This is a genomic window from Legionella sp. D16C41, assembly GCF_048541585.1.
Lineage (GTDB): Bacteria > Pseudomonadota > Gammaproteobacteria > Legionellales > Legionellaceae > Legionella_C.
Genome location: NZ_CP183303.1, coordinates 2,768,350 through 2,780,791, shown reverse-complemented (window position 1 = coordinate 2,780,791; position 12,442 = coordinate 2,768,350). Strand labels below are relative to the sequence as shown.

Below are 12,442 nucleotides of genomic sequence, written 5' to 3'. Positions count from 1 at the left end.
CCTTTAAATGATGAAATTATATATATTGACTATAGCAGCTATTAGTATGCTTAATTTGGCTTTAACAGCTAAAGTCATGATTTTGGTTAATTATTGACAAGCTTAAGCTACTGATTTTATTAATATAATAGTTTTTAAATTAGATTTATGTTAGCGCAAGCTAAAGAAGGAAAAGCAGAAAAATACAGTAAAAAATAAATCTCTATACTAGATAAAACTAAAAACAGCTGAAAAACTTTGTTTCTGCGGTCCACGTCCCGTGGTTTGTCCACGAGATCCAGGCATTTCACTGCCACGCTGGATCCCGCGAACGAGTCGCGGGACGTAGGTAGGTGGTGAAAAGGATAGTTTAATTTTTATCCGATACAAAGCCTATTGAATGCTATACTGGACAAAAACTAAAAACAGTTGAAAATTTTGTTTCTGCGGCCTATGCCCCGTGTCTTGTCTACGGGATCCGGGCATTTCACTGCCACGCTGGATCCCGCTAACGAGTCGCGGGACGTAGGCAGGTGGTGAAAAGGATAGTTTAATTTTTATCCGATACAAAGCCTATTAAACGCTATAATGGGCAAAAATTAAAAACAGTTGAAAAACTTTGGTTCTGAAGCCTACGTCCCGTGGCTTGTCCACGGGATCCAGGCATTTCACTGGCGATTTAATAAATTAAACGCCCATAAGCTCAAAAGTAATGCTTGTATAATTATCTTTAAAGTGACTACTGCGGTTCAAATAGGAATACATAGGAACAATACGCAACCACTTGTAAGTAAGATTAAAGCCTGCGCCAACTCGATACCCTGTTCTACCAATAAGTAGTTGTGGTAGTGGCGAGCTAAAAACGGCGTTAGCATCAACTAAAGGTCTACTAAAATTACGACTAGCTAATTGAATAAGGCCTGCACTTAAAAAAGGTGAGAAGTATTCATTTACTGCATAATATAAGCGTGCATTTTCTAAAAAAGTACCTATTCGTGATGTTAATGCGGGTACAGCAAGGTTTTGAATACTATTTTGATTGGGATAAATTATCGTATAAGGGCGTTGATGGAAATTACTATAAAAATAAGTTACATCACCTTGTAGGTAAAAATTCCCATAGCCATAACCAAAAAAAGTACGTCCGCCAACAAGGCTATTTTGACCGCCATATTGGGAAGAGCCTTGGATAGGGTAGAAGCTATTATTGTAAATGGTATTTGCTAACTTAAATTTACTTTGACCATAACTTGCAAAAACATCAACAAAAACGGGAATAGGCGAAAATACTTGTCTCATGACATGAAAATAAAGGCCATTATTTTCTATATCAAGCGAACTATTACTTAAATTAATATTTAAACGGGACCAAATATTATCGTCAGTTTTAATATTATAAACATTAAAACCAGCAAAATAGTTGCCAAAATTAAAATTATCACCACCTAGAGCAAGGTAATCGGTGTGGCCAGAATACTTGTTAAAAAGAAATCCCTTATGTGAGGAAAACTTAAAATCTTCGTAAGCGGCATTAACCACAGCTTGTGGCTGTAAGTATTGTGGGACAAGTTGCTCAAGAGGCTTTGGTCCCACTACAAATTTAGTCGCTCCAGTATTATTTTCTGCATAGCTAAGAGCAGAGAAAAGTAGAGTAGATAAAAAAATAAAACGCTTCATAACATTCCTTTTTCAACTAATTCCAGCAATTAATTACGTTAGCAAAATTTATTTGTTTTCGTAATCTCACAGATTTCCACAACCACTAATAGCGATAGTTGCCGTACTTGGTGGTGGCGGCGGAGGTGGAGGTGGTGGCGGTGGAGGTGGCGGCACCAACTGAATATTATTAACTGCTATAACTTCTGCAGCAGTAGTGGTGTTAACATCATTTTGAGTAGTTGTAGTTTGTGGCAAATCATTATTTGCTTGGGTTTTAGGATCTACAGCGGTCTTTCCCGTTGTGGGAGCTCCTTGGAAACGAGGATCAAATTCTTTCCCGCATCCTACTGAACTTATAATTAAAATGAAGCCGATAATTTTAATAAACCAACGACAAAACATTAAACAATTCCCTGTTATAATAAAGCGTTTTAATATATAGCAATATAAAATTTAACACAATTGCTTTGTGAGCTCCTCAACAGCTGCATTATTTAACAAGACTACGAGGAAAACTCAAAATCTTCGTAAGCGGCATTAACCACAGCCTGAGGCTGTAAGTATAGTGGGACAAGTTGCTCAAGGGGCTTTGGCTCTACTACAAATTTAGTAGCTCCAATATTATTTTCTGCATAGACAAGAGCAGAGAAAAGCAGAGTAGATAAAAAAATAAAACGCTTCATAACATTCCTTTTTCAACTAATTCCAGCCATTAACTACGTTAACAAAATTTATTTGTTCCCGTAATCTCACAAATTTCCACAACCACTAATAGCGATAGTTGCCGTAGTTGGTGGCGGCGGAGGAAGTGGTGGCACTAGCTGAACATTATTCACTGCTATAACCGCTGCAGTAGTAGTGGTGTTAACATCATTTTGAGTGCTAGTAACTTGGGGCAATCCTATATCCGCGGCACTGCTGAAGTATTGCCACAATTTGAAATCTGGGTCGGCATCATAGTTGATGTATCTCCACTCATTCGTTTTTGGATTATAATAAAGACACCCCATCATGCTTAAGAATGAAATTAAACATATTATTTTGATAATCCAACGATAATACATTAAACGTTCCATGTTTATAAAAAGGTTTGTAATATAGCAGAGTAGATAAAAAAATAAAACGCTTCATAACATTCCTTTTTCAACTAATTCCAGCAATTAATTACGTTAGCAAAATTTATTTGTTTTCGTAATCTCACAGATTTCCACAACCACTAATAGCGATAGTTGCCGTACTTGGTGGTGGCGGTGGAGGTGGCGGCACTAACTGAATATTATTAACTGCTATAACTGCTGCAGCAGTAGTAGTGTTAACATCATTTTGAGTGTTGTAACTTGAGGTAGGCAGGGTGTATGGCGTATAATCACGGATTAACCAGGCGGCAATTATGTCAGGGTTATCATTTGGGTCCAGTTTGACAAATTTCAACTCACCGGTGATTGGGTCACGAGCACAACCTATCACGCTTAATAATGAAATTAAACACATTATTTTAATAATCCAACGACGATAAAGCATTAACGTTCCATGTTTATAGAGAGGTTTGTAATATAAAAGAATATTTAATTTAAGACAATTGTTTACTAATCCTTTTACAATATTGACTAACCTGTTATTTCTCAGTAATGTTGGCGGCCGCAGTATGATATTTTTAGTTTAAGGATAAATTATGAGTAAGGCTTATTTGATACTTAAAGCTTTTTTTCTTGTATTAATTGCAGTGCAAGCAAATGCTAGTTTGCCAACAGCTCAGCTAGCTACCATTCAACTTGTTAAAAAACCAACTAATGCTCCTCATTTTCAAGCCTGTGTGCCGGCTGTAAGTTGCCATATCATTTTGGATACAGCTCTTGAAACTCAAGGCTTTGTAGATGTTGTAAATACCTCTACGGTTACAGCTACCAATGTTAGAGCCAATATACCTTTCAGTGATGTAACTAATAACTCTGTCTGTACAACTATTTTACCAGGTGCCACTTGCCGGCTAGTGTTTGGCCCAGCTATTATGGACCATCCAACTACCTGTATTCCTATTGTTGGCGATAATACTAATACTATCTATTTTGAATTAGAAGTGCTCACATCTGCGCTACGTAAACTTATTTAGGCGTATTGATAGACTTTATCCCTATAGCTGTTTTGACTACAAATCGAACTAAGTTACTTCAATGTTAGTAGCCGGCTTAACTAAGGTTAAGCCGGTGTTAATGGCACAAAAGAATAGCATTATAAAAAACGTTAGCCCGATAAATTTAATCTTAGTTAAATCTTACCTAAAGGGCGCTAGTGAGTTTGTTGATTCAAGATTCACCTGTTGCTTTTTCTCATCAATAACAGCATTGATAATTTTTAATTCCCTAACGTTTCTACCTACTTCTGCATTTAAACTAATAAGACTTTGATTTAAATTTTCTTTAAGTTTATTAAGTTTTGCAATTTCCGCTGCTAATATGGATGTACTGTCATAAATAGGTAAAATACTTTGCATTATTAGATGACGTTCTGCCCCATTATGAGGTAAATTCTCTAACACACTTTGCCGGTATTCATTGTTCCTTTTAGATTCTAACTGAGCGTCTTTTATTTTACCTTCCAACAAAATAATTTCCTGATTAATTGAATCGAAATGCTGTTGAATTTCAAGTTGTCTGTCACTTATTTTCTCAAAGCGCTCACCATATTGATGATTAAGCTCAGTTAAATCAGTTAAAGTTTGCCTTCGGCAATGTTGCCTAAATTGGTCTGCATTTTGATAAGGGAAAAATGGCATAAGATTTCCTATTTGCTGCAATAAATGTACATTATGATACTATTTGCGCATTTAAAAGCAATAAACTATTTCTCTAAACAAGTTACGCTTTTGCACATTGCATCTCAATATAACTTTCTATATAGTTCCCACCTATTTTTAAGCCAAGTTAATGCTTAAGTAAAAAGGGATATTTATGAGCAAAATCAATTTAGACATTAAGGATTATATTCACAAACTTTCCCAGCAAGGCTTAACAGTTAAATTTTGCCATGGTTTTAAGCCATTAAAGCAAAGGGGACAGACTTGTAAGCTTGTGGGCGGCGCTGCGGTTCAACATTATTTAGTCCATGTTGGTAGACATTCTAGTGTTAGTTTGCCACTTTATAAAAATCGTCTTTATAGTGAGTCCTTGCGCCAGCGCGCTAAGCAAGTAATAAATTCGCAAGCAGGAGAGGTATATGGCCCAGAACAAGTAGCGAAAGTCTTTAATTATAATGATTTTAAAACTACATCTTATTATATTTCTGAACAACAACATTATAAAAATTTAATTCTAGCAGCACTTAACCAAGAACAGCCTGTGCTTGTTTATTTTGATGTTAATCCGCGGAAGAAAAAAGCGACTCTTGGTGAGCCTTCTAAAGTTAATGGCGAATTTGAACATTGTGCAGTAATCACAGGCTATTATCAGCAAAATGACCAGCTACGATTAATTGCCGCACAGTGGGGGGAGCTTTTTGATATTTCTTTTGCTGCCTTATTTGCTTCAACATCACAATTAAAATCAGTTAAAGAGCCAGAACACTATCAAAAATACTATCCAATTCCTGGGTTTTTTAAACAAAAAACCTGGCTTGAAAAAGAGCAAATGAATTTAGCTATTAAACATATGGCTACTGGAAAGCCTTGGCTTGAAAAAATTTTGGTTTGGCTTAATCATTTTTGGCCTAAAAATAAAGAGGAGCGAGTAAGTAGTCCTCCTAAGGGTAATCAAGCTTGCCTAGCAAACGTATTAACTATTATTCAAGGCAATTTGAAGGAAGTTAATTTAAGTGATTTTTCTGACTTTGAAATTCATAGCTCTAATTCTAGCCAATTAGAAGAAATAAATGATAATTCTTTAACAATATCGTAACGGTTAATTTAAGTACAACATAATAGATCAGACAAGGGCGCTAACTTAAGAACAGCCCTGTCATACTCGCGCAGGCGGGATTTTAGTTTTTATGTAGGCTCAGTGCCACTATGAAGATGGATTTCCGCCTACGCGGAAATGACAGAGTTTTTAAGCTGGGTTGTTATAATTTATGTGCATACTTAATCGCATCAGCGGCATCAACTTAAGAAAAACCTCGTCATTCCCGCGTAGGCGGGAATCTATTTCTAGGTAGGCACAGTGCCCTTATGGGGATGGATTTCCGCCTGCGCGGAAATGACAAGGTTTTTTAAGTTAGCGCTATTTAGAACAGCGCTGTTATTCCCGCTTAGGCGAGAATCTAATTTTAGGTAGGCACGGTGCCCGTATGGGGATGGATTTCCGCCTGCACGGAAATGACAAAGTTTTTTAAGTTAGCGCTATTAGAACAGCGCTGTCATTCCCGCGTAGGCGGGAATCTAATTTTATGTAGGCACGGTGCCCGTATGGGGATGGATTTCCGCCTGCACGGAAATGACAAGGTTTTTAAGTTAGCGCTATTTAGAACAGCGCTGTCATTCCCGCGTAGGCGGGAATCTATTTCTAGGTAGGCACAGTGCAAATATTACAATAGATTTTCGCTTACGCAGAAATGATAGGGTTATTAACTTAATACTCTTAGGTGATCTATTACAGAGTAGCTGTAGGTTAAGCTTTGATTTGCCAAGGTCTCTTTATAATTTTAATTAAAAACAAATTATTTATTGTTTGAAAATTTAGAAAATAAATTTTATATACTTAGCTATTACTATTTATTTAAAATAAACGTTTTAAAAGAGGTTATAAATATCATTTTACTTCAGTCATTTTCAACGCTAACATGATTAATTCACAGGTAATAGCAGGTAAGGCGTTAACTTAATGAGCTTGCCCTTTCCGCGCAGGCGAAAATCTAACTTAACATTTGCACTGTACCTATCTAGAAATGGATTCCTGCCTATATAGGAATGACAGGGCTATTATCTTTACATCAATAAATATTATAGGTAATCAAGGGATAGATTCATGCAAGGTGCCTTAAGGATAGGTGTTTACTTTCTGTTTTGGCTGCTTTTATCCTGTCAAATTTCTTTATCACCTTATCAACAAGTTCAGCACCTTAAATCAACGCCAAATATAGAAGGTGAAATTACTACGCAAAGAAAAAATAAAGTAATAGTATCAGGTAAATGGCCTAATAAATACTGGTGGCTAGCTTACAATTCCTCAGAGCTCAATAGTCTAATGTTAGAGGCGCTCTGTAATAATCCTTCTATTCATGAGATAAAAAGTAAGCTCAAAGTCGCTCAACAGGAGGCCGTAGTTACGCGCTCAAAATTATTTCCGCTTGTTTTTTTTGATTTTAAAGAAAATCTACAGTATGTAAGTAAAAACGGTTTATTGCGCGCCCTTAATCACCACTTTCCACGCCATAGTGATTTAATAGATTTATCACTTTCTTTTCATTATGATTTTGATTTTTGGGGACAAAATCATAATTTATTGGCTGCTGCCATTGGCCAGGCAAAGGTTAAGCGTGCAGAAGTTGCCGAAGTACAGCTAGTAATAACTACAGCACTTGCCCAAGCTTATTTCGCTTATAAAGTAAATTTAGTTAAGCAAGCGCTTTATCGACAGTTAGTGGGTGTACGCCAGAACATAGTATCCTTGCAAAATAAACTTCTGCATCATGCTCTAGCTGGTGACCTACCAACCTATACTATTACGGAAAATTTATTTGAAGCAAAACAATTATTGGCTGAAATTGACCATGAAGTTGCTGCTAACCGCTACCTTATTAATGTATTAGTGGGCAGAAATCCAGAAACAAAATTAGCAAGCACGGTTAAACTTCCAAGTTTACCAAAACAACTCATTATTCCTAAAAAACTTTCTCTTGATTTAATAGCTAGACGCCCTGATTTAATGGCCCAGATTTGGCGGGCTAAAGCCTTAGCCTATAAGACTGGTGCGGCAATGGCTGATTACTATCCGGATGTTAATCTTGTTGGTTTAATTGGGTTAGAAAGTAGCGGTTGGGAGAAACTTCTTCGTGCTTCTAGTATTACAGCAGCACTTAGACCAGCTATTCATTTACCTATTTTTACCGCAGGCGCAATAAGGGCTAATATTGGAGCGAATAAAGCTGCATTTGATGCCGCTATTTTTGCTTATAACAATTTATTATTACGAAGTACTCAGGAAATTCTTGATATTTTACAATTTGCTAAATCTATCTATCAACAACAAGAAGAGCAAAATAAGATACTGCGTCTAGCAGAAGAGCGTTTTAGAATAGTTAAAAAACGAGAAATAAATGGCTTAGATAATGGCATGGAAGTTTATAGGCAGCAAGAAGAAATTATTCAAAAAAAATTAGTTAAATTAACCCTTCTTTATAATCAATATTTAGCCTCAGTTAAATTAACGAAGGCGCTTGGCGGAGGTTATTGTCAAGCTAATATTCCATTGGTGCGACAATCATGATGAATAAGCAGCAGTCTTTTAAGCACCCAAACTATAAAATGCTTATTCTAATGATTTTAATTTTATTAATCATAATCTTTTTCTTTTGGTTATTCATTTGGGCTGGTGATGAATATACCAATGATGCTTATGTCCAAGGAAATCAAATTTATATTAAACCGCTACGAAGTGGTTTCGTGACACATATCTACACTGATGATACTTATTTAGTTAAAAAAGGGCAGTTAATTGTTCAACTCAATCAAACTGATTCCTTAATCGCTTTAGAAAGAGCAAAAGCCAATCTAGCTTATGCTGTGCGGGAAGTATGCCAAGCTTTTCATGAAGTATTTCGTGTGCAAGCAGAAATTAATATTCGTAAAGCCGAGCTTTTAAAAGCACAGCAGAATTTTAAGCATCGAGCTGGAGTAGTACAAGATAAAGGCGTTTCTCTAGAAGAGTATCAAAATGCTGCAGATGATTTAAAGGCAAGTGTCGCGGCTTTAAAAAGTACTGAAAATAATTATCAAAAGGTTGTTGCTTTCATTCAAAGTAGCTCAATTATTCAGCATCCTTTAGTTCAGAAAGCAGCACAAGATGTACGAGATACGTGGGTACAATGGTATCGTTCTAATATTTATGCCCCGGCAGAAGGACTAGTAGCACAAAGAACAATACAAGTAGGGATGGCAGTCAACCCAACAGATGTTTTAATGGCTATTATTCCTCTTAATGAACTCTGGGTAAATGCTAATTTTAAAGAAACGCAATTAAGACATATGCGCATTGGACAGCCTGTAACTATTACCTCTGACTTATATGGGCGTAACATTATTTTTCATGGTCAAATTGTAGGTTTACCAGGTGGTGCTGGTAATGCTTTTTCCCTTTTGCCACCAGAAAATTTATCTGGAAATTGGCTAAAAATCGTGCAAAGAGTGCCCGTTCGCATTGCATTAGATGTAAATGAACTAAAGAAATACCCGCTTCGCATAGGATTATCATTGGAGGTTAGGGTAGATTTAACGAAACAAGGCCACCTTCTTCCGCGTTCCTACGCTGGCCCACGTTATAAAACTGATATTTTTACTAAAGAGGAAATAGGCAATGAAGCATTAATTAAAAAAATTATTTTTGCTAATTTAGACCCTAATTTAAAGCAATATGCTTATCAAGCGCTTGATCTCAAAGTGCTAAAAGAAGAGGTTTAGATGGCTTTATTTATTCTTATTTTCACGTTAGCACTAGTTATTTTTAATTTAACCTTACCAATTATGGCAGGTATTTATATTGTTAGTGATTTAGGCGGAAGTACTTTTCTTAGCTCTTATGGGGTTAGTTTCTTTTGTATCGGTAATGCATTAACTACTCCGTTAGGTAAACTAGATGTTGTAAAATTAAGCCCTTTTAAACTGTATCTTTTATGCTTAAGCTTAATGCTTGTTTTTTCCTGGCTATGCGCCACAACAACTACTTATTTTAATTTTAATTTATTTCGCTTTTTACAAGGTATAGCTTCTGGTCCGTTATATTTATTAATTACCATTGGCCTTCTGCCAAAAATGTTTACCCCGCAAGCGCAAGCCAAATTATTGCCCTATCTTTTTATCTGCTTTTCATTTACCCCGGTACTTGGCGCTAGTTGGGGAGCATGGATTTCATACGCTTATCATTGGCGGGGGTTGTTTTTTACTAATATACCTATTTGTTTAATCCTTATAATACTTGTTGCAATTAATTTTAAAAATTTTAATCAAGTACCACGCCAAACCTATTTAGATAAGTATAATTTTCTTCTCTACAGTATAAGTCTTATTTGTATTGGTAGTGCGTTAATAATGGGTCAAGAATTAGATTGGTTTCGGTCAAATGTAATTAATAGTCTATTTCTTATAGGCGGTGTAAGTAGCGTAATTTTTATTTTTCATAGTTTAAGTATTGCGCACCCACTGATTCATTTACGGCTTTTCAAACATTTCTTTTTTACGTTTGCCATGATAAATATTGGCCTTCTCTTCGGCATTTATTATGGTATGGTAATCTTGTTCGGCCTATGGTTAAAATTGTATGTTAATTATACTCCTAATTGGATTGCCTTAATTACACTCACTATGGCTTTTGGTGCTTGGATACCTCTTTTACTTCACTATAAGCAGGTTGACCCGCGCCTACCTTTAGCTATTGCCTTACTTTTTTTTATTATTTCAAGTTATTATACAACCGCATTTAATAGTGATATTAATTTTAATCGTATTGCTTTGTCACGTATTTTAGCAGGCATAGGATTAGCTTTATTTTTACCTCCTTTATTTCGGCTCACAGTACAAATTTTTGCTGCAGAAAAAGCACAAGAAGCGGTTAATTGTTTTCATATAATACGTTTATGTAGTAGTGGATTAGGTGCTGCATTATTTGTAACTCTCTGGCAACACCGCCAGGTATTTTATTACGAACGTTTAGGAAATAAGGTGACTATTTTATCGCAACAGGTAACTAATTATTTAATGCAAGCCGCTCAATTTAATCTTCATGGTAAAGTTGCTCTAGCGCAATTAAATAGTTCCTTGCTTAGACGAGCAACGGCTTTAGCACTAGATGATTGCTTTTATTTAATGATGTGGCTTAGTATGGGGTTACTGTTACTTTTAATAGCTACCTATTATCCATTACAGTTTAAACCTACTTTAACTTATCAGAAGAATAACTTACCTATTTAAAGCAAGGGATTAGTATGCAAAAAGCGTCAGAAGACAGAGTATCTATTAGCCTATCAGAAATTTTATTAATCAGTTAATGTTGCCTTTACTACTACTTCTTGTCTCTGCAATTGCTATTTATTTTTCCTGTGAATATTTTGTTAACGGGATTGAATGGTTTGGTAGACGATTTAATGTCACTAAGAATGCTACAGGCACTATTTTAGCAGCCTTTGGTACAGCTCTGCCAGAAAGTATCGTTACTTTTGTGGCAGTCGTTTTAGGTAGTAATTCAACCACAAAAGAAATTGGTATCGGTACAGCAATTGGTGGCCCGTTAGTTTTAGCGACCATTGCTTATAGCGTTGTTGGATTAACCTTTGTATTAGTCAAAAAATATCATAATAAACTTTTAAACTCAGTTGGTGAGCGCCGCTTAAGCCATGATCAGCTTTGGTTTATGATTATTTTTATCGTTAAAATCGTTTTAGGAATGCTTGTTTTTAGTTGGAAACCATGGTTAGGATTAGCTTTTTTTATTGCTTATGGACTCTATGTTCGCCAAGAAATGACAGGTGAAGATGACCCTGAACACCTAGATTTTTTAGAAGCATTAAAAATAAAGCCTAATGAAACTAATCCCGCAACTTATTGGATAATTTTGCAAACGGTTTTAGCCTTAGTCGTTGTTTTTATTAGTTCACAAATTTTCGTTTATCAATTAGAAACAATTGGCCCCTGGTTAGGTTTATCTTCGCAGCTTGTTGCTTTACTGTTAAGCCCGATAGCTACTGAACTGCCTGAAATTATGAATGCATTTATTTGGGTGCGCCAAGGCAAACACCTATTAGCTTTAGCCAATATAAGTGGGGCTATGATGATTCAAGCTACCATTCCTAGTGGACTTGGATTATTGTTTACACCCTGGTTATTAAATGGCGAATCACTTTGGGGCGCATTCCTTACACTGTTAGCTATTTTAATAATCTACTTAATGCTTAAAAGAGGTGGTTTAACAGCTTCTAGGCTGGCATCAATTGGTTTATTTTATATTCTATTTTTAATAGGTTTGTTTTTTATAACGCCATTTGCTTCATAATTTTTTAAATTTTAGAAAAGTATATTTTGCCACAGCCTAAGCTATAGCAGGGCATAAAAAGCAATCTTGAATATGATCATTAACCATGCCAATAGCCTGCATATAAGCATAAATAATAGTAGAGCCTACAAAGCTCATACCTCGTTTTTTTAAATTTTTAGATAAAGCATCTGATTCTGCCGTAAATGCTGGAACATCCTGCATAGTTTTAGGGCGGTTAATCTTAGGTTCGCCACCAACAAACTGCCATACATAGGTATCAAAGCTTTGAAATTCTTTTTGAATGTTTATAAATACCGATGCATTCTTACGCACGGAGAATACTTTTAGCCGATTCCGAATAATATTTCCTGTTGCTAAAATCGCAGCAAGCTCAGCATCAGTCATTTGTGCTACTTGAACTGGATCAAAATTTTTAAAGGTTTGGCGATAAGCTTCACGTCGCTTAAGAATGGTATACCAGTTTAAGCCGGCTTGTGCTCCTTCTAATACTAGCATTTCAAAGTGCTTGTAGTCGTTATGTACCGGGATACCCCACTCCTCATCATGATAGAGCTGGTAGTCAGGTTTATTTTCGAGCGGCCATGGGCAACGTTTGATCATAATTACCTTAA

13 protein-coding genes are annotated in these 12,442 nt (G+C 35.9%); 6 read left to right on the top strand and 7 right to left on the bottom strand.

The window, feature by feature from the left end:
• Positions 1–666: 666 nt before the first annotated feature.
• The 5 genes from ACNVED_RS11965 to ACNVED_RS11945 form a co-directional block, all read right to left on the bottom strand.
• A complete protein-coding gene (locus ACNVED_RS11965) occupies positions 667–1,656 on the bottom strand; it encodes a hypothetical protein (RefSeq protein WP_419419244.1) in 990 nt (329 codons plus the stop codon).
• A 66-nt stretch (positions 1,657–1,722) separates the two neighbouring features.
• Positions 1,723–2,040: a hypothetical protein gene (locus ACNVED_RS11960; protein WP_419419243.1), complete on the bottom strand. Its 318-nt coding sequence runs from the start codon at positions 2,038–2,040 to the stop codon at positions 1,723–1,725.
• A gap of 101 nt (positions 2,041–2,141) precedes the next feature.
• Complete coding sequence (locus ACNVED_RS11955; RefSeq protein ID WP_419419242.1) at positions 2,142–2,321, bottom strand: hypothetical protein; 180 nt, start codon at positions 2,319–2,321, stop codon at positions 2,142–2,144.
• 66 nt (positions 2,322–2,387) lie between these two features.
• A complete protein-coding gene (locus ACNVED_RS11950) occupies positions 2,388–2,537 on the bottom strand; it encodes a hypothetical protein (RefSeq protein WP_419419241.1) in 150 nt (49 codons plus the stop codon).
• Positions 2,538–2,835: 298 nt separating this feature from the next.
• On the bottom strand, positions 2,836–3,159 hold the full coding sequence (locus ACNVED_RS11945) for a hypothetical protein (RefSeq protein ID WP_419419240.1): 324 nt from the start codon (positions 3,157–3,159) through the stop codon (positions 2,836–2,838).
• A gap of 151 nt (positions 3,160–3,310) precedes the next feature.
• Between ACNVED_RS11945 and ACNVED_RS11940 the strand changes: the two genes are divergently transcribed.
• A complete protein-coding gene (locus ACNVED_RS11940; RefSeq protein ID WP_419419239.1) occupies positions 3,311–3,748 on the top strand; it encodes a hypothetical protein in 438 nt (145 codons plus the stop codon).
• 162 nt (positions 3,749–3,910) lie between these two features.
• Here ACNVED_RS11940 and ACNVED_RS11935 read toward each other — a convergent pair whose 3' ends face one another.
• Positions 3,911–4,411 carry a hypothetical protein gene (locus ACNVED_RS11935; RefSeq protein ID WP_419419238.1) on the bottom strand — a complete coding sequence of 167 codons (501 nt, stop codon included), beginning with the start codon at positions 4,409–4,411 and terminating at the stop codon, positions 3,911–3,913.
• Positions 4,412–4,586: 175 nt separating this feature from the next.
• Here ACNVED_RS11935 and ACNVED_RS11930 point away from each other — a divergent pair, with 175 nt between their 5' ends.
• The 5 genes from ACNVED_RS11930 (at position 4,587) to ACNVED_RS11910 (ending at position 11,828) form a co-directional block, all read left to right on the top strand.
• Positions 4,587–5,528 (top strand): hypothetical protein, encoded by a 942-nt coding sequence (locus tag ACNVED_RS11930; RefSeq protein WP_419419237.1) that lies wholly within the window; start codon positions 4,587–4,589, stop codon positions 5,526–5,528.
• A 1,065-nt stretch (positions 5,529–6,593) separates the two neighbouring features.
• Complete coding sequence (locus ACNVED_RS11925) at positions 6,594–8,054, top strand: efflux transporter outer membrane subunit (RefSeq protein ID WP_419419236.1); 1,461 nt, start codon at positions 6,594–6,596, stop codon at positions 8,052–8,054.
• Entirely contained in the window at positions 8,051–9,244 is a 1,194-nt protein-coding gene (locus ACNVED_RS11920) for an efflux RND transporter periplasmic adaptor subunit (protein ID WP_419419235.1), read from the top strand. Before ACNVED_RS11925 ends, ACNVED_RS11920 begins: the two co-directional genes overlap by 4 nt.
• A complete protein-coding gene (locus ACNVED_RS11915) occupies positions 9,245–10,750 on the top strand; it encodes an MFS transporter (protein ID WP_419419234.1) in 1,506 nt (501 codons plus the stop codon).
• 76 nt (positions 10,751–10,826) lie between these two features.
• Positions 10,827–11,828, top strand: coding sequence for a sodium:calcium antiporter (locus ACNVED_RS11910; protein ID WP_419419233.1), 1,002 nt, complete (start codon positions 10,827–10,829; stop codon positions 11,826–11,828).
• A 36-nt stretch (positions 11,829–11,864) separates the two neighbouring features.
• Here ACNVED_RS11910 and ACNVED_RS11905 read toward each other — a convergent pair whose 3' ends face one another.
• On the bottom strand, positions 11,865–12,431 hold the full coding sequence (locus tag ACNVED_RS11905) for a DNA-3-methyladenine glycosylase I (RefSeq protein ID WP_419419232.1): 567 nt from the start codon (positions 12,429–12,431) through the stop codon (positions 11,865–11,867).
• Between the last annotated feature and the right edge of the window lie 11 nt (positions 12,432–12,442).